Origin of the sequence: Sagittula sp. SSi028, from assembly GCF_048553715.1 — a bacterium.
In the GTDB taxonomy this organism is placed as follows: Bacteria; Pseudomonadota; Alphaproteobacteria; order Rhodobacterales; family Rhodobacteraceae; genus Sagittula.
The window spans coordinates 680,645-705,389 of record NZ_JBLZNC010000001.1; the positions used below are offsets into that span (position 1 = coordinate 680,645).

Annotated in this window: 18 protein-coding genes; 4 read left to right on the forward strand and 14 right to left on the reverse strand. The window is 58.4% G+C overall.

Going from position 1 to position 24,745, the window contains the following annotated elements; all coding sequences use genetic code 11:
- Nucleotides 1-100 precede the first annotated feature (100 nt).
- A complete protein-coding gene (gene tgt / locus ACN5AZ_RS03290) occupies nt 101-1,228 on the reverse strand; it encodes a tRNA guanosine(34) transglycosylase Tgt (RefSeq protein WP_419427408.1) in 1,128 nt (375 codons plus the stop codon).
- 164 nt (nt 1,229-1,392) lie between these two features.
- Here tgt and ACN5AZ_RS03295 point away from each other — a divergent pair, with 164 nt between their 5' ends.
- From ACN5AZ_RS03295 to ACN5AZ_RS03305, 3 genes are all read left to right on the forward strand, one after another.
- Nucleotides 1,393-3,141, forward strand: a complete 1,749-nt coding sequence (locus tag ACN5AZ_RS03295) for a glycosyltransferase family 2 protein (RefSeq protein ID WP_419427409.1) — start codon at nt 1,393-1,395, stop codon at nt 3,139-3,141.
- A complete protein-coding gene (locus ACN5AZ_RS03300) occupies nt 3,138-4,070 on the forward strand; it encodes a glycosyltransferase family 2 protein (protein WP_419427410.1) in 933 nt (310 codons plus the stop codon). The genes ACN5AZ_RS03295 and ACN5AZ_RS03300 overlap by 4 nt, the downstream gene beginning before the upstream one ends.
- A gap of 176 nt (nt 4,071-4,246) precedes the next feature.
- Nucleotides 4,247-5,692: a DEAD/DEAH box helicase gene (locus ACN5AZ_RS03305; protein WP_419427411.1), complete on the forward strand. Its 1,446-nt coding sequence runs from the start codon at nt 4,247-4,249 to the stop codon at nt 5,690-5,692.
- A 75-nt stretch (nt 5,693-5,767) separates the two neighbouring features.
- On the opposite strand, the gene ACN5AZ_RS03310 is transcribed toward ACN5AZ_RS03305, so the two are convergent.
- The 6 genes from ACN5AZ_RS03310 to ACN5AZ_RS03335 are packed head-to-tail and all read right to left on the reverse strand — an operon-like array spanning nt 5,768 to nt 10,327.
- Entirely contained in the window at nt 5,768-6,535 is a 768-nt protein-coding gene (locus tag ACN5AZ_RS03310) for an ABC transporter ATP-binding protein (RefSeq protein ID WP_419427412.1), read from the reverse strand.
- Nucleotides 6,532-7,353 carry a pyrimidine utilization protein D gene (gene rutD, locus ACN5AZ_RS03315; RefSeq protein ID WP_419427413.1) on the reverse strand — a complete coding sequence of 274 codons (822 nt, stop codon included), beginning with the start codon at nt 7,351-7,353 and terminating at the stop codon, nt 6,532-6,534. The genes ACN5AZ_RS03310 and rutD overlap by 4 nt, the downstream gene beginning before the upstream one ends.
- An 11-nt stretch (nt 7,354-7,364) precedes the next feature.
- Complete coding sequence (locus ACN5AZ_RS03320) at nt 7,365-8,207, reverse strand: ABC transporter permease (protein ID WP_419427414.1); 843 nt, start codon at nt 8,205-8,207, stop codon at nt 7,365-7,367.
- Complete coding sequence (rutC, locus tag ACN5AZ_RS03325; RefSeq protein WP_419427415.1) at nt 8,204-8,596, reverse strand: pyrimidine utilization protein C; 393 nt, start codon at nt 8,594-8,596, stop codon at nt 8,204-8,206. Before rutC ends, ACN5AZ_RS03320 begins: the two co-directional genes overlap by 4 nt.
- On the reverse strand, nt 8,593-9,327 hold the full coding sequence (locus tag ACN5AZ_RS03330; protein ID WP_419427416.1) for an isochorismatase family protein: 735 nt from the start codon (nt 9,325-9,327) through the stop codon (nt 8,593-8,595). Before ACN5AZ_RS03330 ends, rutC begins: the two co-directional genes overlap by 4 nt.
- 1 nt (nt 9,328) lies before the next feature.
- Nucleotides 9,329-10,327, reverse strand: coding sequence for an ABC transporter substrate-binding protein (locus ACN5AZ_RS03335; RefSeq protein WP_419427417.1), 999 nt, complete (start codon nt 10,325-10,327; stop codon nt 9,329-9,331).
- A gap of 115 nt (nt 10,328-10,442) precedes the next feature.
- Here ACN5AZ_RS03335 and ACN5AZ_RS03340 point away from each other — a divergent pair, with 115 nt between their 5' ends.
- Complete coding sequence (locus ACN5AZ_RS03340) at nt 10,443-11,357, forward strand: LysR family transcriptional regulator (RefSeq protein WP_419427418.1); 915 nt, start codon at nt 10,443-10,445, stop codon at nt 11,355-11,357.
- Between the two features lie 40 nt (nt 11,358-11,397).
- Here the strand turns inward: ACN5AZ_RS03340 and ACN5AZ_RS03345 are convergent, their stop codons facing one another.
- The 7 genes from ACN5AZ_RS03345 to ACN5AZ_RS03375 all read right to left on the reverse strand — a co-directional run bounded on the left by ACN5AZ_RS03345 (nt 11,398) and on the right by ACN5AZ_RS03375 (nt 24,529).
- A complete protein-coding gene (locus ACN5AZ_RS03345) occupies nt 11,398-11,868 on the reverse strand; it encodes a hypothetical protein (RefSeq protein WP_419427419.1) in 471 nt (156 codons plus the stop codon).
- Between the two features lie 10 nt (nt 11,869-11,878).
- Nucleotides 11,879-12,682, reverse strand: a complete 804-nt coding sequence (locus ACN5AZ_RS03350) for a hypothetical protein (RefSeq protein ID WP_419427420.1) — start codon at nt 12,680-12,682, stop codon at nt 11,879-11,881.
- A 106-nt stretch (nt 12,683-12,788) separates the two neighbouring features.
- Nucleotides 12,789-18,641, reverse strand: a complete 5,853-nt coding sequence (locus ACN5AZ_RS03355) for a VCBS domain-containing protein (RefSeq protein ID WP_419427421.1) — start codon at nt 18,639-18,641, stop codon at nt 12,789-12,791.
- Between the two features lie 254 nt (nt 18,642-18,895).
- A complete protein-coding gene (locus ACN5AZ_RS03360; RefSeq protein ID WP_419427422.1) occupies nt 18,896-20,200 on the reverse strand; it encodes an HlyD family type I secretion periplasmic adaptor subunit in 1,305 nt (434 codons plus the stop codon).
- Nucleotides 20,197-22,404 (reverse strand): type I secretion system permease/ATPase, encoded by a 2,208-nt coding sequence (locus ACN5AZ_RS03365; protein ID WP_419427423.1) that lies wholly within the window; start codon nt 22,402-22,404, stop codon nt 20,197-20,199. Before ACN5AZ_RS03365 ends, ACN5AZ_RS03360 begins: the two co-directional genes overlap by 4 nt.
- Entirely contained in the window at nt 22,401-23,756 is a 1,356-nt protein-coding gene (locus ACN5AZ_RS03370; protein WP_419427424.1) for a TolC family protein, read from the reverse strand. The genes ACN5AZ_RS03365 and ACN5AZ_RS03370 overlap by 4 nt, the downstream gene beginning before the upstream one ends.
- Complete coding sequence (locus ACN5AZ_RS03375; protein WP_419427425.1) at nt 23,753-24,529, reverse strand: SapC family protein; 777 nt, start codon at nt 24,527-24,529, stop codon at nt 23,753-23,755. Before ACN5AZ_RS03375 ends, ACN5AZ_RS03370 begins: the two co-directional genes overlap by 4 nt.
- Nucleotides 24,530-24,745 lie beyond the last annotated feature (216 nt).

Here is a 24,745-nt window from a genome sequence, read left to right on the forward strand (position 1 = left end):
ACCGTTCCGCGCCCTTCGGTGCATATACACCCTACCCACTGTGCACAGACTGCGGGTATTCTGGCTAAAATCGGCGTGCTCGAGTAAACGCACTGCCCGACTAAAGCGGCTCTATATCTCCAGACGCAAATTCCAACTCGAATGACTTTTGGAACGCGGCGAACCTCTGTTCGGCGATTGCCTCACGCATACCAGACATCAACTCCTGATAATAATGCAGATTGTGCCATGTCAGAAGCGTGCCGGCGATCATTTCCTTTGCCCGAACCACGTGGTGCAAGTACGCACGAGAGTAACCCCGACAGCACGGGCAGCTACAATTCTCGTCCAACGGTCTTGGATCATCCGCATGGCGTGCGTTTCTGAGGTTCACCTGACCACGGCGTGTCCAGGCCTGTCCAGTTCGCCCAGAGCGCGACGGCAGAACACAATCCATCATGTCGATGCCCCGCGCCACCGCACCAACGATGTCCGCCGGTTTGCCGACGCCCATCAGGTAACGCGGCTTGTCCACTGGCAGCTGTTCCGGTGCGAAATCGAGGCATGCGAACATCGCTTCTTGCCCTTCCCCGACGGCCAGACCTCCCACCGCGTAACCGTCAAAGCCGATATTTATCAGCGCCTTGGCAGATTCAGCACGCAAATCTTCCTCAAGCCCGCCTTGCTGAATCCCAAACAGCATGTGCCCCGGACGGTCGCCAAACGCCTCGCGTGAGCGCGCCGCCCACCGCATAGACATCTGCATCGAACTTTCGAGCCGCGCGCGATCTGCAGGCAAAGCCGGACATTCATCGAAGGCCATCACGATGTCGGAACCTAGGTGCTTTTGGATCTCCATTGACCGTTCCGGCGTCAATTCATGTTTGCTGCCGTCGACGTGACTGCGGAAGGTAACCCCTTTTTCAGTAAGCTTACGAAGGTCCGACAGACTCATGACCTGAAAGCCACCGGAATCCGTTAAGATCGGGCGATCCCAGTTCATAAATTTGTGCAACCCACCAAGCTTGGCGATCCTCTCTGCCCCCGGCCGCAGCATCAAGTGATATGTATTGCCTAAGAGGATGTCCGCGCCGGTCGCACGCACGTTCTCTGGGAGCATGCCCTTCACCGTCGCAGCGGTCCCCACAGGCATAAAGGCGGGCGTCCGGATCTCGCCGCGCGGCGTGGAAATCACGCCGGTCCGCGCCCGACCGTCGCGCGCATTGAGCGAAAATGATGTCAGTGCCATGGGGGTCTCCAGTCTTCGTCGCCGCCCGATTACGCTGTTTTCTAAAAATTGACCAGATATCTCGGCCCTGCAGTCACATGTTTGCATGCCACAGACCTAGGATATGCCATGGCATCGCAACGACTGGTCTTGTCACTTTGGCTGGCATCGGCAAACTGAACTCCATGAAAACACCGCCCCCGAAAATCGCTGAACTTCTTGCTCAATACGAAGCACGCCGCGATGCTTTCACGACAGCTCCCGGTGAGGGGCTTCCAGAGGCCAATGCTCCGCTAGCACCGCTAACTGTGCAGAATGTGGCCGACCCAGACCTGGATCCGACATATTCCCCCCCGTTTCGGTCCAATTATCACCGCAAAGCGCATGCGATCCGTCAGGAACTTGCCGGAAAAAGCGAACTCTGCAGCCTGCACGGCTTGCTCATTGCACACCTCAGAAAGAGGCACGTACCCGAGCAAGCCGCCTATCTCTTTCATCGGATTTGGGATGAGCATGCTGACCACTTGCTCGAACAGCTTGATGCACGGTGGCTGGTGTCGGCGATCACAACATTTGGTGACCATGGCCTGAACCCAACGCAAAGAAGTACCGGACTTGCGCTTTCGACCCTATTCGGCGCTATGAAACTGTATGAAACGGAACGCCTATACTCTGGCTATCCGTCTACTGAAGCCTATTCCGTGGATACACGGCAGAAGGCGGACCTGCCGTTGGATATGAACCCATATTCGCTTGTCGGTGGCGGGTTGGACGTCAACACTTTTGCGCGCCTTTGGCAGGAAGCCGCGACCGACGCAGTCATTGCGCCACTCGCTCATCACCTACTGACCGAATTATGGTCCGATAAACGTGCATTATTCGCCCGCCTTGCGCAGATGCGTGCAGAAAAAGCCGCGAAACGCGCAAAAATTGACGACGTGGACAAAGAGGTAGAAAGTGCCAGAGCGGCACCCGTGAACATAGCCACGCAACCGACTGCGCCAAACACTCTACGCTGGGGCTTGGTCACGACAACGAATGCTCCGGTGGAAACCATTGCGAAATTTGCGGCACATCATTTGGAATTGGGCGCCAATAGCCTGACGATCTATCTCGACGCGCCGGCGCCAGAAGTTGCTCAACGCCTTTCCCACCCGCGGCTGCGGTTTATAACTTGCGACGCCGTGTATTGGCGCGGCGCTGGCAAAGACCGGCCAAATGCGCATCAATTGAGGCAGGCATTCAATGCGACACGATGCCTGAAAGAATCACGGGACGATCTCGACTGGCTTGGCCATATAGATATTGATGAGTTCCTGATACCTGACAAGCCGGTGTCTGAGATCCTGTTCGACATGCCACAAAGCGCTGTATTCGGGCGCGTGTCTCCGGCTGAAGCTTTGGCATCGAATACGTCTCACCCAACGCGCTTCAAGCTTACACATCGCTATGCAGGTGTGAAGAAATCTGAGTTACAGGATATATATCCGACCTTTGGGCTTCACCTTTACGGCGGGTTTCTTTCCCACACAGCGGGGAAGCCATTTGCCCGTACCGGAACACCAAATACGCGCTTGGGAATTCATACTTTGAAGTATGAAGGTGAAGTGCCTACAAACAGATATCCTATACATGATATGCTGTTGGGGCATTTCCACACGCCGTCATGGGACCATTTCTGTCAGCATCTGGAGTTCCGCAGAACCCATGGCTCCTATCGCAATCGTGGCAGCAAAAGACCGGAGCTTGGACAAGCGGGACTATTTGATTTTCTTTTGGCCGAAGAGGATGACACAGCGCTCAGAGCGTTTTTCGATGAGGTTTGTGCAGACACTCCGGAGCTTCGGCAAAAGCTCTCCCAGTTCAACATGCTTGTTGAACATGATCTGGAACTGGACAGAAAAGTCAAAAGCACTTTCGGTGCATTGAAATGACGAAATGGGGCACGGTCACAACCGTCAAAGCGCCTTTGGACGAGATCCAAACATTCGCAGCGTGGCATCTGGAGAAAGGTGCACACCGTATTTACTTATATTTGGACGCCCCGGACGATAATACCTATCAGATACTAAAATCGCACCCTAAGGTACGTGTCACCAGAACGGACGCCGACTACTGGAGCCGAAAAAAGCGCAGGCCAAACAAGCATCAGGTCCGCCAATGCGTAAATGCGAGTGATTGCTATCAACGCAGCCCTGAAGTCGACTGGCTGTGCCACATCGACGTCGATGAGTTTTTGATACCCGCGCAATCAATCGAGAACGCATTAGATAAATTGTCGAATACATCACTTTGTTCACGTGTTCGCCCTATCGAAGCCCTGTACCATCCTGCGCAATCCGTCACGAAAACATTCAAGGCGTTTCACCTGGACCGAAAAGCACGTCAATCAGCCGCTCAAGATTGCTTTCCAACGTACGGCGAACACCTTTCAGGCGGGTTCCTCAGCCATGTGGCCGGCAAACTGTTCTTTCGAACGGGTGTAGAAGACCTGCAGATAAAGATACACAATATTATCGTGGACGGAGACCAAAACCCCGGCCAGATAGAATTGGCGGATATCGAGCTCGCGCACTTCCATGCGGGCACTTGGGAGCATTTCATCAAATCTTATCGCTACAGACTGACAAAAGGCTCGTATCGGGAGGAGCTATCTCCTCAGGTCGCGCGCAAAAATGCGCTTTCCCATCACGATCTATTCAAAATGCTAGAACAAGACGGTGGCGAAGACACGCTTCGTTCCTTTTATGACGAAGTCTGCACCGCAAATGACCAACTTTGCGCGCGCTTGGAGCGTCACGGCCTTTTGCGTTGCTATAACATGGACCTCGATACCATCCGGCGCAAACACTTCCCAGATTGACCAAAGCCCGGCCAATTGCGCCGCCTCCGGCCCTAAACTGCCAGCATTATTGACCTTTCATGCGTTTTTGACTATGGAGCGCGCAGGGGATGTTTACGACATGAGGTCGGGCCGATTGGGCCGTTCCCTGACATACGCGCGGGCCATGCACAGTGTCCGCAACCATACGGACATACATGACAAAATTCTCTGATCTGAACCTGAGCCCTAAAGTTCTGAAAGCCGTCGAAGAGGCGGGATACGAGTCGCCGACCCCAATTCAGGCGGGCGCGATTCCTTCGGCTTTGGAAGGCAAAGACGTTCTTGGGATCGCGCAGACAGGCACAGGCAAAACCGCGTCTTTCACCCTGCCGATGATCACAAAGCTGGCCCGCGGCCGCGCACGTGCGCGCATGCCGCGCTCGCTCGTACTGTGCCCCACACGCGAATTGGCCGCACAAGTGGCCGAAAACTTCGACGCCTATTCCAAATATGTGAAGCTGACGAAGGCGCTACTGATCGGGGGGGTGTCGTTCAAAGAACAGGACATGCTGATCGACAAAGGCGTGGATGTCCTGATCGCGACACCAGGTCGTCTTCTGGACCATTTCGAACGTGGAAAGCTGCTGCTGACCGGCATCGAAATTATGGTCGTTGATGAGGCGGACCGGATGCTCGACATGGGATTTATTCCCGATATCGAACGCATCTTTTCGTTGACGCCATTCACTCGTCAAACGCTGTTTTTCTCGGCCACGATGGCGCCGGAAATCGAACGGATCACCAATACGTTCCTGTCCGCGCCCGCGCGCGTGGAAGTTGCACGTCAAGCAACCGCATCCGAGAATATCGCGCAGGCTGCGGTGGTTTTCACCCCGTCGCGCAAAGATCGTGAAGGCACTGAAAAGCGCAACGTGCTGCGCGCTCTGATCGATGCTGAAGGCGACACATGCGACCGTGCCATTATCTTCTGCAACCGTAAGGTCGATGTGGATATCGTGGCCAAATCGCTGAAGAAATACGGCTACAACGCCGAGCCCATTCACGGCGACCTCGACCAGTCGCACCGGACCCGCACCTTGGAAGGGTTCCGGGACAGCAAGATCAAGATCCTCGTCGCCTCGGACGTGGCTGCGCGAGGTCTGGACATCCCCGCCGTGAGCCACGTGTTCAACTTTGACGTGCCGGGACATGCCGAGGATTACGTTCATCGCATTGGCCGCACGGGCCGCGCCGGCCGGTCGGGTAAGGCATTTACCATTGTCGTGCCCCGCGATGATAAGAACTTCGACGGTGTGGAAAAGCTGATCCAGAAGGAAATCCCCCGTCTGGAGAATCCGGTGAAATCCGCAAAACCCGTTGCCGCAACGGACGAGGACAAGCCCGCCAAATCCACACGCAGCCGCAGCCGGACGTCTTCCAGCAGCAGCCGCAGCTCTTCGAGCTCCAGCACGAAGACATCCAGCGAACAAAAGACATCTTCGACCAAGTCGACCAGCGGCAAAAGCACCAGCAAACCGGAGACCAAGCGCAGCGAAAGCAGCCGGTCCAGCGATCGTCGCAGTGGCCCGAGCGTGCTTGGTATGGGTGATCACATGCCCGAGTTTATTGCGCTGAGCTTTGACGAGCGTCGCGCCGGCTGATCGGCATTCGCCTATGTCCAGGCGACCAGTCTACAAAAGAACAGCGGCCCTCTGCGCGAGGGCCGCTGTTTTGGTTCAGGCCGCGACTTTGTGCTGAACGTCGTTCCAAATCTCGATAAACAGCTCGTTGAAACGCTTGTCAGACCGCAGGGCGACCGCATCACGGGCATCGCGTGGGATATCGACGACCAGTTCACGCAGCACTGTCGATGGCCGTTGCGACAGGACAATTACCCGATCCGCCATGGTAATCGCCTCGCCGATATCATGCGTGATCAGCACGGCGCTTTTCTGACTTTCAGCGATAATCTTTGCCACGTCCGTCTGCAACAGCGTACGCGTCTGAAAATCCAACGCCGAGAACGGCTCGTCCAGCAGGACAACAGCCGGATCAAAGGCCAAGGTCCGCATGATCGCAACCCGTTGGCGCATACCGCCGGACAGGGTTGCCGGTTTCGAGTCTTCAAACCCGGCCAGCCCATAAGCGGCGATCAGACGTTTGGCGATGGGATAGGATTGAGATGGCGCTATGCCGCGGACCTCCAGCCCAAGCACCACGTTGTCGATCACGCTGCGCCACGGCAGCAGCAGATCCTTCTGCAACATATAGCCAACCGACGGCCCATGATCCGCGCCATTCACGGTGAAGCTGCCCCGGCTTGGGGTCAGCAGGCCGCTGATGATGTTGAACAATGTCGTCTTGCCGCAGCCGGACGGACCGATCAGGGCCACGATCTCGCCCGGGTAAAGCTCGAACGACACATCGCGGATCGCCTCGACCGTTCCGCCATCGGGCGTGTCGAAGACCATGCCGACATGTTCCGCCGTCAAGATTGCAGTCATAGCGAATACTCCTGTTCGCAGGTCGCCTGCGTGTGATAAAAAGACCGGACAGCCTCGGCAAAAGCGGGCGCGTCCGTCTGGCTGGAGGCATGTCCCCCATGCGGCAAAAGAACAAACGAAGCCTTTGGCAAACGATTGGACAGCGCCTCGCCCGCCTGCCACGGGACAAGCATGTCATCACGCGTCGACAGGCACATCACGGGACAGCTCACGTTCGCCAGCGCCTGATCCGCTGGATCAAACGCCTCAAAGCGATCGATGCGGTCCAGAAGGTCCTCGGTATCCGGCATATGCTCCGGCGCATGTCGGGCAGCCGCGCGCAGTTGGGCATCGCTGGCTGAAATCCACGGCGCCGGATACAGGAACAACGGCTGCGCCTCGACATAGGCCGCGCGCCCACTGTGAACCAACAGATTGCGTCGGACAGAAAAACACCGGCGGATATGCGGATCAGGCGCGCCCCAACCGTTTACCACAATCAGGCTGCGCACCCGATCCGGGACGGTCATTGCAAGCTGCAGCCCCATCATGCCTCCCACGGCATGTCCCATGATGTGGGCGCTTTGCGCGCCCGAGGCTGTGATGACCGCCTCGATGTCTTTGGCAAAGGCATCAATGGACCGCGGACCGACAGAGCGCGTGCTTTGTCCGCTGCCCGCGTGATCGTAGGTGATGACGCGAAAGCGGCGGCTCAGTTCCTGTATTTGCGGCGCCCAATAGCTGCGCACGCCGCCCAATCCGCTGGACAGGACAAGTGGCTCGCCCTCCCCCTGCTCTTGGTAGTAGAGCGCGACATTTTCGTTGTATGCGAATGGCATAGCCGCGCCTCCTAGCGTTTGATCAGGCGATTTTCGCACCAATCGATGGCCGCATACATCAGCAGTGCGACCACCATCAGCGCAGCGATGCCAAGCCAGACAGCGTTCAGGTCATACAGCGTTCCGGCGTAGGAAATCATATAGCCAAGCCCGCTGTTGGAGGCGATGTATTCGCCGACGACCGCCCCGATCAGCGCAAACCCAACGTTCAGGCGGAACGCAGACACGATCCACGGCAGGGAGCCCGGAACGATGACCGTCCGCCAGGTTTTGAACCGGGATGCGCCAAGCGAGCGCATCAGTTTGACCAGATCCTGATCGACCTCGCGGGTGCCCTGCTGCGCCGCAATCATCGCCACAATAAAGGTGATCAAAGTGGCCAAAGCGATTTTCGACCCCAGACCGATGCCGAACCAAATGATGACCAGCGGCGCCAAGGCGATCTTTGGCAGGCCGTTCAGTGCGATCATATAGGGTTTCATCACCGCAGCGCCCATCGGCGTCAGCCAAAGCGCCAGCCCCAGAACAGATCCGGAAACGGTGCCGATGATAAAACCGCTGACCGCCTCGAACGCGGTCAGCGCACTGTCGCGAAGCAGCGCGCCAGAGCCGATCAAATCCACGGCCTTCGCAAAGATGCCGCTGGGGCGTCCGTAGATGTAGACCTCGATCCAGCCGAGGGAGACCGCGAGTTCCCAGAGCGCCAGCAGGCCGAACAAAAGACCGACCTGCCAGAACAGCACTTGTCGCGTTGATGGCGTCGCGTCCTGCCATTTGGGGCCGGTGGATTGCACGCGCGTGGCGCGGCGGCCCCGCGCCGCCGGTTGCGCCTGTGCCGGTTCTACAAGGCTCATGTCGCTGCCCGCTTATGTGCGATGGTCGCGATCTCGACCTTTGCCTCGGGCTTTACCAAACCGACCTGCACGCAATAGCGCGCGGGCTTTGTGCCCGGAAAATACTCGGCATATACCGCATTGATTGCGGCGTAATCGGCAAAGTCAGCCACGAAAACATGGTTGAACACCACGTCCTCGAACCCTGCGCCCGCCTCTGCCAGAATGGCGCGGATGGTCTCGAACACATGGCGGGTCTGGGCCGCCGCGTCACCGGGGTGCACCACGTCATTGTTGTCATCAAAGGGCAGGATACCGGCGGTGTAGACTACGTTGTCAGCGACCATTCCGGGCGAAAACGGACCCAAGGGTGCGGCAGTACCAGCGGGGATCAGAACACGGTCATTCATGCGGAGGCTTCCTTTTTGCACATGGCGGCGTAGTCGGCGAAATCGCTGCAGCGCGCGACCCAGCCAAAGAATGTTTCGATATTGTAGATGCTTGCGGCGCGGATCATGTCGTCACCCAGCTGGTGACAGGCGTCCTCCAACAGCACCGCAAAGAACTCGTTGTGGAACGCGTCGCGGATGCTGGTTTCGACGCAGACATTCGTGGCGATCCCACAGAAAACGACGTTTTCGATGCCGCGTGCGCGCAAAATGGCATTCAGTTGCGTGTTCCAAAAGCCGGAGTACCGCGTTTTGGGCAGAACGATATCGTCAGGGCCCGGCGTCAGCTCATCAACGAGCGCATAGTCCCAGCCGCCCTTGGCCAGCAGCGTCCCCTTTAGTTCCGGCTTCTCCCGCATCAGTTTCAACGCGTTGGATTTGTACCAATTGGGCGACCTTGGCCCACCGGCCTCTTTAAGCTCCGGATCCCATCCGTTCTGTAGAAACACCACCGGCATGCCCAGATCATGGGCCAGATCGACAGTATCGGCGATATTCTGAATAACCGACCGCGTGCCTGACACATCAAAGCCGCGCAGATCCACATACCCGCCCTTGCTGGCATATCCGTTTTGCATATCCACGACGACAATGGCTGTCTTTTGCGGGTCGAGCCCCAGCATTTCGGGCCGTGCGTTGAGGATGGGGGCCGATTGATCCCCCACCACCTGTTTTGATTGCGCGTCTTTCATATCAGACCCCATAGGTTTTGGCGGCCACATCGGCGAAGCGATTGTCCACCATTGTGTCGAACGGCAGAGCCTCAGAAATCGACCCGCCGCCGAGTTCAAGCGCCATAGCACTGTCGAATTCCTCTTGCGTGATTACGGGCGTGGTCGGGATTGCAACGCCGGAGGCAAAGAAATTCGCAGCCGCGCTTTCAATGATGTCCTGGTCGACCTGCGGAAAGAACGCCGCCCCTGTCGCGGCCAACAGCGTATGATCGGCGTGCATGGCGGTCATGGCTTCGGCAATGGCGTTGCAAAAGGCCTGCAGCTCTTCGGGGTGGCTTTCGATGGCGTCCTCTGTCGTCATCGCGGTGGTGAAAGAGGTCGGCCCGATCACATCCGCCAGCGACAACACGGGCTCCAGCCCGAAATCGCGCGCGCCGACGGACACGTCCCATTCAAAAGCCGTCGCCACATCCGCGCGACCGTCCTTGACGGCGGTGGCCTGCGCCCCCGGTGGCAATTCAAGAAAGGTAATGCCTGCCTCTTCCGGTGTCATGCCCAACGCTTGTTTGATGGCAAATGTCGGCACCTGAATGGTGGAGGACGGGAATTTCAGCGTGGCAATGGTTTTGCCTTGCAGGTCAGCGATACTGGAAATACCGGACCCCGGCTTTGCAATCGCCCACATGGACACGCCGCCGACGATCTTTGCGATATTCTTGAGCGATGCGCCTTCGCGCACAGCGTTGACCGACATGCCCGGGCTGGTCACCCCCACAAGGCTGCGCCCTGACAGCAACATCGGAACCGGCAAGGCGATGCCCCCGGCTGTCTGGATCGACGCAGAAAGCCCGTGTTTCTGGAACAGGCCCAGATTTGCGGCCACATAAAGCGGCGCGTACATCGCGGTGCGAATGGCCTCGGACACGATGACCTCACCGGCGGCAAAGCCCGGTCGCGTCGCGCCAAACACCGTCCCTGCGGCAAGACCGGATGCGATAAAAGAACGTCTGTTGAGCATGTGTTAGCCCCCTGAACTTGCGCTGCCGTTTAGTCGGCCGGGTGCGCTTATGGGGCCATCGACCCGCTCAAGGGTTTGATTGTCAATTCGATGCAATTCGATATATATATCGACTATGACGATCAATGATGTGGATATCAAACATTTACAGGTGTTTGTCGCGGTGGCGGACACGCTGAACTTCTCTCATGCGGCGCGGGCCTGCGGCATGGCGCAATCGACGGTCAGCCTACTCATTCAGCAGCTTGAGACAAATTTAGGCGTTCGGCTAATCGATCGCACAACCCGTCGGGTTGTCCTGAGCACTCTGGGAGAGGAGTTCCTGCCCGGTGCGCGACGGATTTTGGCGGAGTTCGACCGCCAGATCGCAGACATGCGCGCGTGGCAGACGATCGAACGTGGTCAGGTCAGGATTGCCTGCCTGCCATCTGTTGCGATCCGTTTGATCCCAAAGGTCATCAGCCGGTTTCGTGCCAGACATCCAAAAATCAGCATTCGTGTCCACGAAGAACCTCGCGGCCGGTGCATGGATCTGGTGCGCAAGGGGGAGGTCGATCTTGCCATTGCCAATGAGCCGCCGGATCTGTCGGATCTGGTATCAAAGCCTTTGATGTCTGACAGCTTCGCCTTGGTCATGCGCCGCGATCACAGACTGGCCGCGCGGGACCGCGTCACCTGGCGCGAGGCCGGTCAGGCCGGCGTCGTAATGATGGCCGCGCGCACCGGCATTCGTCTGGAAATGGAACACGGGCTGCCCGCAGGCATTTTCGCTGACCGCACCGCTTATGAGGCCGAAAGCCCCGCTACGCTGTTGTCCATGGTGCGCGAAGGCATCGGGCTGGCCCCGCTCCCTGCCCTCGCGTGGCCGGAAGAAAACGACCCCGCCTTAACCGTGCGCCCGCTGGTGGCCCCGGTGGTGAGGCGCGCGTTGCATATTGCGTGGCGCGACGGCAAATCCCCTGCTCCGGCGGTCGATGCCTTCAAAGAGCAGCTTTATGACGCGGCGCGCAATCAATCACATCCGGTATAACACAGGACCACCCGGCAACCTGCCCGAAAAAGCGAAAGCCTCAGCCGCCCGCGTTCAGCGCTTGCACCATGCGATCCGCTTGCTGTTGCAGCACCGCGGCCTGCGCGGGGCGCAAACGCCCCGACGCCAGCAACTGAGAAATCGAGATCAGCGCCTGCTGCATTTGCGGAATGGTCATGCGTTCAACCGGAAAGCTCATCACTGCGGTGGGCAACGTGCCACGACGCGCGCCTGATAAGCCGCCCCCGGTGCCTGCATCTGGGGCAAAGTTGCCAAAACCAGGCAGCACAACATCCGTTGATACGGTCGGCGTGACGACGGATGGCGCGGAAACCGTAGGTGTAGAAACTGACGGAGCCGATACCGAGGGTGTCGATACTGTCGGCACAGGTGGCGCCACCGGAATGACAGGCGCGGGTGTCACAATGTTCGGCGGGTTCACCACGGAAATTTGCCCTGCCGCCGCAGCCGAGGCAGACACAATGACAACGAAAGCCAGACAGGATTTCATAGCACGCTCCTTAGAACAGTTTCTTGTCAATCAGGGCAAAGCTCAGCACCCAGCGACCATCACTGTTTTGATGCGCCACATCGCTGTAGCTTAGCCCCATCTGCATATCGAGATTGCGGGTCAATCGGGTTTTGGTGGTCAGCCCGGCAATCGCCTCGTCCCCGTACCACGACACGCCCGTCGACAGCCAATCCGTGAGCCCCACACCAAGGCCGAAAATCAGGCCATCCATATCCTCGAACGTGCCGATGTCGGTGCCATATCCAATCGTCACCATGCCCGGCAGCGCACCGGGTTTGGTGCCATAGGTAAAGCCGCTCGACATGGCGAGAATATAGCTGGGATCGGTGTCCTCGGCGTCGCCCCACGTGACGGCACGGCCCACCCCTAACGACAGGCTGGCCACTTGCCCCGATTGGATCGGCGAGGCAAACTGACGCGATACTTTGACGTTGAGCGAGCCGGAGTCGCCAAAATCCGCGGCGTCGAACCCGCCGCCCTGCCCCTTGCCCACGCTGCTGAGGCCGATGATCAGGTCGACACCAACACCCGACACCGCATCGCCAAAGCCGAAGCCCAAAGCGGCAGAGGCATCTGTGTCATTTTTGTCTCCCCGTTCGCGTTTGTCGCTAAAAGCAACAGCGGCAAAACCAACATTCGCCGGAATGGTAAATCCGCTGGGTATGCCCACGGTCGCGGCACTGCGGCTCTCTTTGGGCGCAACGACAGATTTAAGCGAATGCAAATAATTCAGGTACTCATCGGCAGTAATGGCGTCTTGCGCCTGAACTGGCGCGGCAAGCGCACTGGCCATAGCCAAAGCGCCAGACGCAGCCAAATATGGCTTCGGTTTTGACATTAAATTCTCCGCAATGTGGGGCGCAAGGAAAGCCCTGCGCCCCCAAAGATCAGGCAGGTGATCAAACTTCGGGCGAGAACGGCGCGAAGTTATCCGCCTCAAGATCGCCCAGACTGATGCCTGCAAGCTCGATCATCGCCGCCGAGACCTCGGCGTCTGTCCCGTTCATCTCCACATGGTGCATGGTCGGGTCCGCATCGGCGCCCTGATCAACCACCACATAGAATGCATCGCCATCATTGAGGCCGACCAGCCCCTCGATTGCGGCTTCGACGTCCGTGGTTTCATTGGTGAAGATCAGCATGCCAGCGTCGTCGTTCACTGTATCGCCGCTGGTGACGAACTGCAGCACCTCCCCATTCCCGCGCAGATCAGAGGTGTCCAGACCCACGATGACAATCTCGTCCGCATCGTCGATCACTTCGGAGTCACCGGGAGTGAAGTTGCGCACGATATCGCTGCCATTGATGTCCGGCACCGCGTCAACCAGCACGATGGTTTCCGCATCGTCAGGCAAGGTGATGTCATCGTCTTCACTCAGCGGCAGGATCAGCGTTGTCTGGGACGGGACAGTGTTGATCGTATCCGCCAAATTGGTACCGGGCACCACGTAGAACAGTTGCTCGTCCCCTGGGGAGAAGTAAATCAGTTCGGACTCGAAGTTGGTGGCATACCAATCGAATTCCGTGCCGAACCCGTCGAGGAACACCTCGGCCACGTTGTTGCCTGTGATATCATAGGAGTTCCCAGCCTCATTGAGACCGGCCTCGAACACGCCGAAATAACCGCCCTCTTCGGAATGCAGGACATACAGGCCGAAGGCTGTGGTTCCGGCATCCAGCGTCTCGGTAATATCATTACCGGTGACATTCACCTGACCGGACAATCCGCTCGCAAGGATAATCCCTCCGACCGGGCCGTCATAGGTCGAGCCAGGCGCGTCGAGATCGTCGAGCATCGCCAGGATTTCCGCCGAAGAGCTGGTCACCCAAGAGATATCGTTGTCCTCGATATCAACGTTGCCGACATTGCCCTGCACCGCAATGCCCACAGGGTTGTCACGCTCCGAGAAGATCTGGTCATAGGCGATTTCGATCAGGTTGTCCGCGATCGTGATGCCGTCCGCGCTTGACCCTTCCTCGACCGATACAAGGATCGCGCCTTGGAAGCCGGACTGCGCGCGCCCTTCGCCAAGAATGCCTGACGGATCGGCGTTGACGAAATCCTCGAAGGTGTTGCCGGAAATCGTGATGTTGTTGAAGACGTAGCCCTCTGTCTCGCCGAACAGCTGAATACCGCCGGAGTTAAAATCCCCGTCGTTGCCGGTGATCGCCACGTTTTCGTTATCGCCCTTTAGTTCCAGCCAGTAATTGCGGCCAAAGTAAACGGTATCGCCATCTGCGCCCTCGCCGCCATAGCCGTAGCCGGAGCCCCCATACCCGTAGCCATCTCCATCGGCAAAGAACTCCGCCATTCCGTCAAAGTCCGCACCACCGGCGTGTAGACCGTGATAGAAGTAGTTGTCGCTGATGTCGGTTTCGCGCAGCGAACTGACGTACATATGGGCCCCGGTCGGCCGCCACAGGATGTTCTCCGCGATTGTCGCGCCTTGCAGACCGCTGAGGTTCAGAGCACCGTTGAAACTGCCATCGGGATAAAGGCCCCCGATGATATTGCCGGAAATGTTCCAACCATCCGCCACTGGCTCCCCATTGTAGGTGCCTTTGGGACTGCCACTGCCTGCGTTGAAGGTGAGCGCACCGCTGGCGTCATAGCCCACAAGGATCGAGTTCTGCAGCACGAATTCATCCAGAGCACCGGGGGTGGTCTCATCAATCAGGCTTTCGTCCCAGACCAGCGGCGCAGTGTCGCTGCCAAAGACCATACCGTCGATGGTGACTTGCTCGGCCGCGATAGTGACTGTGCCGTTCAGCACGGTCTCCTCCGTGGCCCAGACGCTTTCATCCAGCGACTCCGCCCCGATGTCGGCGCCACGGCCCGAGCCAATGCCGCCCACAGGGGTGCCCGCCTGATAGCCCAGCAGGGTCAGCGGTTTGTCGATGAGAACATCACCGTCGATAGGCCCCTTGGCAAGCTCAAGTTGCGCCTCTGGCTCTGCCGCGTCGATCGCATCCTGAAGATCACCGTAGAAAGTATTGGTCCCAAGGTTGACCGCCACCGGCACCGTCACGCCGTCAGCCGTGCCCGCAACGGTGTTCCCATCCGCATCGGTGAATTCAAAGCTGATGCTTAGCTCATCCCCCGGTGTGAAACCGCTGATATCGGCGAAAACGTTGCCCGCAGCGTCCACCGGAACCTCGACACTATTGCCGTCGCCATCGGTGAGCGTCACCGTCCCGGTTGCCCCGGGCTCAAGCTCCGTGATGCTCAGGGTCAGCTCGCCGCCGTCGATGTCGAAAGCGGGCGCATCTTCGCCGTTGAGCACAGTGACCACAGGCGGGTCAAAGGCGACGCCAAGATAAGACTGTGTTTCCAGCGAATATTCGACCCCGCCTAGAATGACTGAGGTCGTCGCAGTCAACTGACCATCGGCAAAGACACTGAAATCAAGACCTTCGAACAGGAACTCGCTGCCGAAGTCGACGGTTTGTGTGAATTCCAGAACCGTCCCCTCAATGTCCTCAACCCGAACCGTGACCGGCCAGTTGTCGTAAGGAACGTCAATGGATCCAGACAGGGTCACATCGTCCACATTCTCCGAGTTAATCACCGGAATTTCCAGCGAAAGCTCCGGGCGGAAGATGCTTGGACCGTCGACCACAGCCACGTTGCCATTGTCATCGGTGATATACAGCGTGGTGGTCACGCCGCCTGAGTCCAAGCCGCTCAGATCAGCGGTGAAGTTGTCACCATCCTGCACGACCCCAACAAAGACCGTCTCGATCTCATCGTTAAAGGCGATGCGCAAAGTCTCATCCCCCGACAAGCCGTCGACAGAGAACGTGGCGATGCCGTCAACCTCCTCGATGATCTCCACTGTCACCGGGCCGGAGTTCACGACCGTATCTTTGGCAACGGTGATTTCGCCTGTGGTGGCCAAACCACCGTCTACGCGAACCTCGACGTTCAAATCGCCATCGTCAAACCCATCGACATTTAAGGTGCCTGAAAACTCGCCGTCTGTGACAGCAAAGGTTTCGGTGACGGGTGAGGCACCTGCACCCGTCACGATGACGACCACCTCGGCGGCCTCTGGAACACCCTCGACATAGCCGGACACCTCCAGCGCGCCCTCATCCTCGATCAGCACATCCTCGGCAAAAATTGTGACCGAGGACTGGTTGATGTCGCCAAATTCGGTCCCTGTGATTTCAATCGACAGGTTCTGCGAGGCCACGCTGCCGTCAGGCAACTGCACCGAGTATGTGAAATCGTCGGTGACCATTTCGCCATCCGGGATCGGCTCGGCGTTGATGCCGCCAACCTGATAGACGTAATCGCCCTCGCCCGAGATGATAAGCGTGCCGTAGTAGCCTTGGATGAACAAGGCGGTTTCGCTGGTCTGGGCAAAGGCGTCGGCGGTGACGTTGCCCACTGCTTCGAAGTCCTCTTCGAACCCGTCGGGGGTGACATCCGTGCCACCGTTCAGCATCGCGAAATCGGACACCTCAAGCTGCGCCTTGGCCCCGTTGCGACCGACATCGACCGTCCCGATGCCGATGTTGTAGGTGCCAGCTTCGGTGAACTCGTAGCTAAAGCTGCCGTCGACGTTCCGCCAGACGCAAATCCCCTGGAACAGGCCGTCCTTGCCCTCGATATCCCCCAAAGCGGGCAGGCCGTTGTTGTCCAGACCGGTCAGGATTTCTCCCGCGCCAATCGGATTCCCGAACTCATCCACCTGCTGCACAGCCAAAAAGGCATAATCGCCGTAGGGCAGATAATCGTAGCTGGCAAAATTATAGTCGAACGTCAGGACGGTGCCCGCGTCCACGGTGACGGTCTGATGCACCATCGAGCCGTCAACCGGATCGTAGTCGCGCCCCTCGTAGTAGCGGGCCACATATGTCGCCGACCGATCAGCGTAGTAGTCGATCTCTTCGTCGGTGAACCGGTTTCCGTAGTACCGCTGGTAAATATCGGAATAGTAATCGTACAGGTCCTGATAGAAATCATCGCTGGCGTAGCCCGAGGGCATCTCACCGTTGAAATTGATCGCCTGCATCAGGTTCTCGGCGCTTTCCGTCTGCGCACCAACGCGGGTGTAGCGCCATGCGCCGCTTTCGTCGCGGTACCAGGAATAGCGGTAGGAGGAACTGGTCGAGAGCGAGAAATCCTTGCTCACCTCGGTGTCAAATTCGGGCGTCGGCACGGCCGAGCCATTGACCGACAACAAGACGGTCTCGCCGGGCAGGTCTGTCCCGTCCGTGTAGAAATCATTCGCCAGCACATTGCCTTCGATAAAGGCCGACTGGCCTTCGACCGCGCTGTTGCTGTCCTCCGCCAAACGAATGCCCAGAAGCTGTTCGTTGACCGCGTCCTGCACGGCCGCCAGACCATTGTCGGTGGCCTCGTCCAGACCGGCGGCGTCCAAAGCGTCACGAATGCTTTGTCCCTCTTCAATGTCGAGGTCCGCGAAGATTTCAGCCACTTGCTGCGTCGACTGACCAACAGCGTCCGCGGTGGCGATGATTACATTGGATTGTTCGCTGCTCAGGGCACCGGAGGCCCTTAGATCGTCGAGCGCATTCGCTACAGCGGCTTCCGCAGCCCCCGCATCATCAGCAGCCTCAATAAAGTCCGCAATCTGCTCCACCATTGCGCCGGTATCCACGTCGGGGTTGAGCGCGCCGGCTGTCGCCACCGATGTGGCGATCAGCGCGGCATCCGCGGCAGAGGTGCCTGCCGGGAGAGAGGCAATGACCGTCGCGGTATCCTGCGCCGCTTTCACGGCCACCTGCTGCAACTGCTCCGGCGTCAGCGTACCTGAAGCCGAAGCCGCCGTAACGGCTGCCTTGATCACACTGTTCAGCGCCACAGCAGCCGTCGACATGATCTGTGCGGCCTGTTGAATGGCTGGATCGTCAGAGGCAAGCGAGGCGCTAAAGTCGAAACTTTCCAGATCGATGTCCTCGGGCAGGCCAAGGAATTCACGCATTACCTCTTCGGACACACCGGCGGCCAGCAGGTTGCTGACGGGCGACACAACGACATCTTTGCCGTCTGCCCCGCTGTCAGACGCGCTCAGCACCTGATCAAAAATATTGTCCGTGACGGTGTCGCGCGTGACCACCCCATCGAACTGTTCGGTAAACGCATCCGACCAGCCGTAACCATCCGCCACCGATTGCGCGATCGGGGCCGGCACCATGATAAAGGAACCGCCGGTCACAGGCGTATATTCGATGTCCAGTTCGCCATTCGCGCCGGTCAGGCCCAGATACTCTGATTGATTAGCTTGCCCGTCGCGGTCGCTGTCATAAAAGACCAAGGCGTTTTCCAGAGGTGCGTCGATCACCTTGAGGGTGCGGGTGACCATAGCCGAAGACGAAGAGCCTCCACCGCTGCTGCCCCCTCCACTGCTGGTACCTCCACTGCTGGTACCTCCACCGCCGCCGCTGCCGCCGCCACCTGCAAGGGCCGCGAGCGCCAGCAAACCGGCACCTGCAGCGGCGCCCATTTCCCCGATGCCCGCTGCCGCAAAAGCGTCGCCCGACATAGCTGCCGAGGCTGCTGCTATTTCCTGAAGTGCAGCATCGGACAAGACGATAACTCCGTCTTCCCCAATGGTCGCTTCAGCCGCGGCGACAACAAAAGTTTGCCCGTTTTCAAGGGTCACTTTTACAGTACCGTTCTCTTGGACTTCAGTTGCTGCAATCTGCGGCGCGGGAAGCTCTCCCCCATCTTGGGCCTGTGCCAATGCGGGCAAAAGGATCAAACCACCCGCAGCGGTCATAATCCTGCGCGCCGATGTTTCATGTATCAGTCTGAAAATACGCTGAAGACGCTGCTTTTCACGGGAGACATTTATAGATGCGCTGTGCGGCATGAAATTCATCTTTTCAACCCTTCGGTCATTAAAATACGTCACTTTCGAGGCGACGACGTGCACTAGCCGGAATACTGGCTATGAATTTGAATATCTCAGGCCTAGCAAGCCAATCCGAACCAAGACAAGAAAAAACTTTAGTTCGTTACGTATTCATTAATTTATTCACGGAATGCTTCGTTTTTGACCTTCACTAAAGGCCTTGTTATGTAATCCAAAACCGTTTTTCGGTCTGCTAGAATATCAACTTGCGCCACCATTCCGGGCATAATCTGGACATCCTCGCCATTGGCATCTGTAATTGTGCCCCTCGTGCGAATCTCGGCGATAAAGACTTCCTCGTCACTACGTTCGTTACGCTGAACGGTGTTTGCCCCAATGCGGACCAATTCACCATCCAAGCTGCCGTAGCGCGCGAAATCATAAGCGGTCAGCTTAACCTTGACTGGCTGTCCGGGATAAAGAAATGCAATGTTCTGGGGCTGAATATAAGCCTCGACCAACAAAGAATCGTCCAAAGGCACGATCTCGATCAACTCCTCACCGGACTGCGCCATACTGCCCAAGGTTGTCCTGTGAATGCGATTCACGACGCCGCGCACAGGGGCCCGGATCAGCGCCCGTTGCGCACGCTGCTGGAGGGCCGGAAGGGCTGGCTTCAACGCCTCCAGTTCAGCCGTGGAAATCGCAAGCTCGGTCAAAGCCTGCGACCGGTAGCGCCTGCGTTCCGCCGCGATGCGCGCATCAATCTCGGCTATGACTGAATCATGCCGGGCGATCACCGCCTCGGACCGATACTTGCGCCCAAGCCAATCCGCCTGGTTGCGCCTAAGAGTCAGCAAGGTGGTCTGCGGCTCGATCCCCCGCGTCACCAGAGGCTCCATCAGTGCGCGTTCTTCATCCAGAATTTCCAGCGTGGTCACGGCGGTATGCAAACTGGTAAGCTCTTCCTGATGCTCCTGCTCGCGCTGCAAACGCTGGTTTTCCAGTATCTTGATCTCCGTTGCTAAGGCGTCCAGTCGACCCGTGAAAAGGGAGGCCTCTGACTTCACGACTTCCGGCGCACGCACGACCAAGTCCTCGTCAAAGACCAGCTCAGCCCCGTTGATTTCTGCCTCCAGCCGTTGAATGCGCGCCATCAACCCATAGGCCCGCTGCTGTTCCTGATCGAATTGCGAGGTCAGCTGCACCCCATCCAATTCCATCAGCGGATCACCTGCCTCGACGATTTGCCCCTCGCTGACATAAAGCCGTTCGAGAACACCGTTTTCCGAGGCCTCGATCAACTGTACATCACCTGACGGCACGACGCGCCCGTCGGCCCGCGTCACATCATCGATCTCGGTCATTGCGGCCCATACGGACGCCGCACCCATAAACGCGATTATCCCAAACAAAAGCAGTGAATTACGGAGCGGGCTTGAAGCCCTGCTTTGCTTTATGAACTGGTCGAAATCCTGGCTCATTTCCGCGCTCCTGCAACCGAAACCGGCTGTACGTTATCGGGCCCTGCTGCTGCTCCGCGCTTGAGGATCGATTTCGGTCCATCCGCCTGCACCTTGCCATCCGCGATGACGATCACACGGTCCACAAGATCCAGCAAAGACGTCCGGTGCGTTATCACGATCATGGTCTGATCGGCCTGCGTGTCGCGGAGGTTGCGAATGACCTCGGCCTCTTTTTGCACATCCATCGCGCTCGTCGGCTCGTCGAACAACAAAACCGGCGGGGCACCGACCAAGGCACGCGCCAATGTGATCGCCTGACGTTGCCCGCCAGACAAGCCTTCGCCCTTTTCGCCCAGCACCATATCGTAGCCTTCGGGATGGCGGGATGCGAATTCCTCGACCCCCGCAATGCGGGCGGCCCGCAGGATCGCCGCGTCCGTTGGGCGCACACCGCCGATGGCGATGTTGTCGCGCAGCGAGCCGGTGAACAGCCAGACATCTTGCAGAACGGACCCGATATTGCGCCGCAAATCCCCGGGATCGATCTGCCGGATGTCCACGTCATCGACCCGGACAGCGCCATGAGACGGTTGGTACAATCCCAAAAGCATGCGGCCGACCGTGCTTTTTCCGGACCCGATGCGCCCGAGAATGGCAACCTTTTCACCGGGTTGGATGGTAAAGCTCACACCTTTCAATGTTTCGACAAGTTGGTCGGGATAGGTGAACCGCACATCATCAAAGGTGATCCGCCCCTGAAGCGTGGGGCGCGAGACAAATTTGCGATCTGATGCACGCTCGTTTCCGGCCTTCATCATCGCGTCCAAGTTGCGATAAGACGTCCGCGCCTGATTGATGCGCGTTAGTGTTTGGGCCAATTGAGCCAGCGGTCCTAAACAGCGGCCCGTCAAAATGACACTGGCAATTAGCGCCCCCATCGAGGTCACTCCCTCGGAGATCAGGAATACACCGTAAAAGACAATCATAACCTGGGCCAATTGCTGCGTGAATGCCGTGGCATTCATCGCGAATTGCGTGATCGCGCGGCTTTGCCCACCGTGGCGCGATTGCCGGGAAATGGCATCCTCCCACCTTGCGCGCATATATCGCGCAGCGCCAGAAGCTTTGATTGTCTCTAGCCCCATCAATGTTTCGGTCAATACGGATTGTTTGGACTGCCCATCCCCCGCGCTCGACTGCGCCAATTTGGCAAGGAATGGCTGAACAGCCATTCCCACGACCAAAACCACTGGCACGGCAATTATGGGAATAAGCGCCAATGGCCCACCAATCAGGTGAATCACAAAAATAAAGAGAACGATAAAAGGAAGATCCACAGTTGCGACGATTGACGCGGAATTGAAAAACTCTCGCAGTGTTTCAAATTCGCGCAGGGTATTGGCCATTGCGCCGGTTGTCCCTTTCCGTTCGGCCATCTGCAAATCCAGCAATTGATCGAATATGCGGCGTCCCATCAGCAGATCCGCACGTTCCCCGCTGCGATCAATGAAACTCGCGCGGAGCGTTTTCAGCCCGAAATCGAAAATCAAGGCAACCGCCATACCGAGCGTCAGCGCGATCAAGGACTCCGTCGCCTCGTTAGGCAAAATCCGGTCATAGACCACCATGGTAAAGATCGACGTGGCCAGACCCAATATGCTGGTCAGTGCGGCGGCCAAAACGACCTGCGCATAGGACCAGCGGTTCGCCAGCAATGGCGCCCAGAACCAGTGACCGCGCTGTGCATTTCGCTGGCCGATGTCCTCGCTGAATTGCCGACGCATCAGGATCGCATAGCCAGCATATGCGTCCTGAAGCTTGTTGCGTGGCAGCGTGGTCAGTTGTGCGTCTGCGTGTTCGTCGCTGACTTCAGGGTCGTAGATCACACAACTCTCGGCGGAGATCTCGTGCAAGACCACCGCACGCCCCTCCTCAAGCATCAAAATCGCCGGCGTCAGCGCATTGTCAAACTTGGCCAGTTTGCGTTTTCCGAAAGCGGCCACCAACCCTGCGCCCTCTGCCAGATGCAGGACATCAGGCACGGAAAGGTTGCCGCTTTCGTCGGACACAGACGCATAAAGCGTGGCATGGGTGATCGGCTGATCCAGCTCGCTACAGGTATGCAAGACACAGCGTTCCATTGCGGTCAGCCCGCGTTGTGTGTCCGTGTCGTCTGCTGGAGGAACAGCGGAAATCTTGGGGCCAAAAGGGGCAGTTTTCATAGCCTGTCTCCTTCGCCAGTGGCGATGCCAAAGACGGGGACGATATCCCCGGTCAGGGCAAGCGCCTGATAGCCAACCAGAATTTGATCGGCCCGCGCTGCGATGACACGTTGCTGCGCGTTGATGTAATCGCGCTGCTTGTCGAGCACGTCGAGCAATGTCGAACGTCCGATCAGGAATTCATCCCGCGCGGCTGCCACATTCAGGCGGTTGGCCGACACGGCGGTTTGCGCGACGGAGAGCCGTTTTTGCCCGGCAATCCGGTCCGAGGCGAGGAATTCCAACGCGCGGGTGATATCACGCAACAGCAAGTCCTTTTCAGCCATCAACCCGTTCACGTCGGCCTCAGCGCGCTGGATGCCTGCGGCGCTTTGGCGGCGGGTGTCGAACTGGTATTCGACCGACAGATCAAACACGACATCAGCGCCGCCATCATCACCGGGCAAGGCGGTGCCCCCTGCCTCGATCCGGGGAATGCGCCCTGCCCGTGCGACGGCAAGCCGTGCCTGTGACGCGGCAATCTGCGCGTCCAAGGTACGCAACCGTGGGCTTTGTGACAGTGCCTGCGACTGGTTGGTTAACAGATCGGGTGCCTGCGGAGGAAAGACCGTGGAACCACTGGCTGCGATGCCAAAAGCCTCGGCATAAAGCGCCCGGTTGCGTTCCACTTCGGCCTCGGCATCCACAAGGGCTGTCTGCGCGTCGGCGAACCGAGACCGCGCGGTCATGTAGTCGGATTCAGATCCGGCCCCCACGTCCCGACGCTCTTGCATCTGCGACAGGAATGATTTGTGCGTGGTCAAGTTTTCACGCCGCAACGCGAGTTCCTGATAGGCGGAGGCGAGGTTCACCTGTGCCTCCACAGCGGCCATAGCCACGCTGGCGGCCGTGGCAATACGGTCATCTTCGGCCCGTGCCACATCTGCAGTGGCTGCGGCTTTTTGATGCCGCGACACCCCGCCGTCGTAGATCAGCTGGCTGACACGCACATAGGGGTCAACCGCATCGCGGCGGTCCCCGTCCCGGCCAGACACTTCGGACCTGAAATCAATCCCCGTGGACAAAGCGGGCCGGAACGCGCCCTTTGCAGCCTCCAAATCTGCCAAAGCCGACCCGACTTGCGCGGCCGCCTGTCCCAGCCGGGGATGGGCCAGAACCGCGTTTCGGACGGAGGCACCAAATGCGGTTCCTGCAAGCGACCCTGCGGTTTTTGGCACGGGTCGGGGCGTCGAGGTTGCCACAACAGGCTCTGCCACGGCCGGTCGCGGCGCGGGTGCCCCGACCGGAACCGGTATCGTCTCGCATCCCGCGATCAAAAGGCCCAACGGCAAGAGCACCCCGAGCCGCCTCATGACAGATCCAATAACAAATCAGTTTCTGCTTCCGAGCCGTAGGCCGCACCCATGGCGGACAGGAAATTATCCGCAGCGGCGCCTTGCCCCTTGTCGGCCTCCGCTTGGCCATCGCGGCGCACAAACGTACGGCGCAGGTTCGCCAAGGTCCCAAGCGACGTCAGATGCGCATAGGCAATCTCGAGCGCGCCGGTGCTGTGAAGCGGCGCCAGCCACGTCTGCGGCAGTTTGGCCAGCCGCGCCCGATCAATCACAAACAGCCCCTCGCAGGCCTCATGATCCAAAGCTGACAGGTCGCGGGCGGGTATAAACAGCTCAGCTTTGGCCAGCATGCGGCAGGCCCGCTCAGTATGACGCGCGAAGCGGTGGAAGGCCCCGACAAAGGATTTGATACGCCGGAAATCTTCCGTCACTGCCCCGGTTTGATCCACCGCCCGCATACCGTCGGGGTTGGACAAACATAGGCTGTCGGGATCATACAGAACCGCTTCAGAATTCGACGTGGCCCCGAAGGGATGCATCCGCAGGCTGCATGGAACGTATGTTCCGGTCCATTGCCCCGCGCGGATCAGCGACGCGGCCCCCAAGGTCAACAAAACCGCAGGCTGTGGGACCGTATCGGTCGCCTCGAACACGATCGGCCCACAGGCCCCGATCTGGTGGATCTCCGCCGCGACAACAGGGGCCGTGCGGTAGGCTTCGGCAAATGTGTAGCCATCGAAAGCCGTCCACCGAAAGCCCTGCGTCACATCCGGCGTCAAGGGGATGAACACGTGCTGAAAATCAGTCCGCAATGCGCGGCTTTGAGAATGCTGAAAGGACGACAAAATGCGATCCTAAATTTAGTAACGGGTCATTAAATGCCGAAACTACAGCACGCCCCTCCCAACCCTGTCAACGCCGCCCGCAGACAATTCACACAACGTTCACAGGGTGACATCGACCTGCCGGCGGACAGGCTTTAGCCCTCAAACGGAAACCGTCAACAT

What these genes read in the sequence shown, in the direction of transcription:
- ACN5AZ_RS03355 (WP_419427421.1), bottom strand. Translation starts at nt 18,641, where the DNA reads ATGACCGCTGCGGGTGGTTTGATCCTTTTGCCCGCATTGGCACAGGCC.
- ACN5AZ_RS03345 (WP_419427419.1), bottom strand. Translation starts at nt 11,868, where the DNA reads ATGAAATCCTGTCTGGCTTTCGTTGTCATTGTGTCTGCCTCGGCTGCG.
- ACN5AZ_RS03340 (WP_419427418.1), top strand. Translation starts at nt 10,443, where the DNA reads ATGACGATCAATGATGTGGATATCAAACATTTACAGGTGTTTGTCGCG.
- ACN5AZ_RS03295 (WP_419427409.1), top strand. Translation starts at nt 1,393, where the DNA reads ATGAAAACACCGCCCCCGAAAATCGCTGAACTTCTTGCTCAATACGAA.
- ACN5AZ_RS03370 (WP_419427424.1), bottom strand. Translation starts at nt 23,756, where the DNA reads ATGAGGCGGCTCGGGGTGCTCTTGCCGTTGGGCCTTTTGATCGCGGGA.
- ACN5AZ_RS03360 (WP_419427422.1), bottom strand. Translation starts at nt 20,200, where the DNA reads ATGAGCCAGGATTTCGACCAGTTCATAAAGCAAAGCAGGGCTTCAAGC.
- ACN5AZ_RS03330 (WP_419427416.1), bottom strand. Translation starts at nt 9,327, where the DNA reads ATGAAAGACGCGCAATCAAAACAGGTGGTGGGGGATCAATCGGCCCCC.
- ACN5AZ_RS03310 (WP_419427412.1), bottom strand. Translation starts at nt 6,535, where the DNA reads ATGACTGCAATCTTGACGGCGGAACATGTCGGCATGGTCTTCGACACG.
- ACN5AZ_RS03365 (WP_419427423.1), bottom strand. Translation starts at nt 22,404, where the DNA reads ATGAAAACTGCCCCTTTTGGCCCCAAGATTTCCGCTGTTCCTCCAGCA.
- ACN5AZ_RS03320 (WP_419427414.1), bottom strand. Translation starts at nt 8,207, where the DNA reads ATGAGCCTTGTAGAACCGGCACAGGCGCAACCGGCGGCGCGGGGCCGC.
- rutD (WP_419427413.1), bottom strand. Translation starts at nt 7,353, where the DNA reads ATGCCATTCGCATACAACGAAAATGTCGCGCTCTACTACCAAGAGCAG.
- ACN5AZ_RS03300 (WP_419427410.1), top strand. Translation starts at nt 3,138, where the DNA reads ATGACGAAATGGGGCACGGTCACAACCGTCAAAGCGCCTTTGGACGAG.
- rutC (WP_419427415.1), bottom strand. Translation starts at nt 8,596, where the DNA reads ATGAATGACCGTGTTCTGATCCCCGCTGGTACTGCCGCACCCTTGGGT.
- ACN5AZ_RS03335 (WP_419427417.1), bottom strand. Translation starts at nt 10,327, where the DNA reads ATGCTCAACAGACGTTCTTTTATCGCATCCGGTCTTGCCGCAGGGACG.
- ACN5AZ_RS03350 (WP_419427420.1), bottom strand. Translation starts at nt 12,682, where the DNA reads ATGGCCAGTGCGCTTGCCGCGCCAGTTCAGGCGCAAGACGCCATTACT.
- tgt (WP_419427408.1), bottom strand. Translation starts at nt 1,228, where the DNA reads ATGGCACTGACATCATTTTCGCTCAATGCGCGCGACGGTCGGGCGCGG.
- ACN5AZ_RS03305 (WP_419427411.1), top strand. Translation starts at nt 4,247, where the DNA reads ATGACAAAATTCTCTGATCTGAACCTGAGCCCTAAAGTTCTGAAAGCC.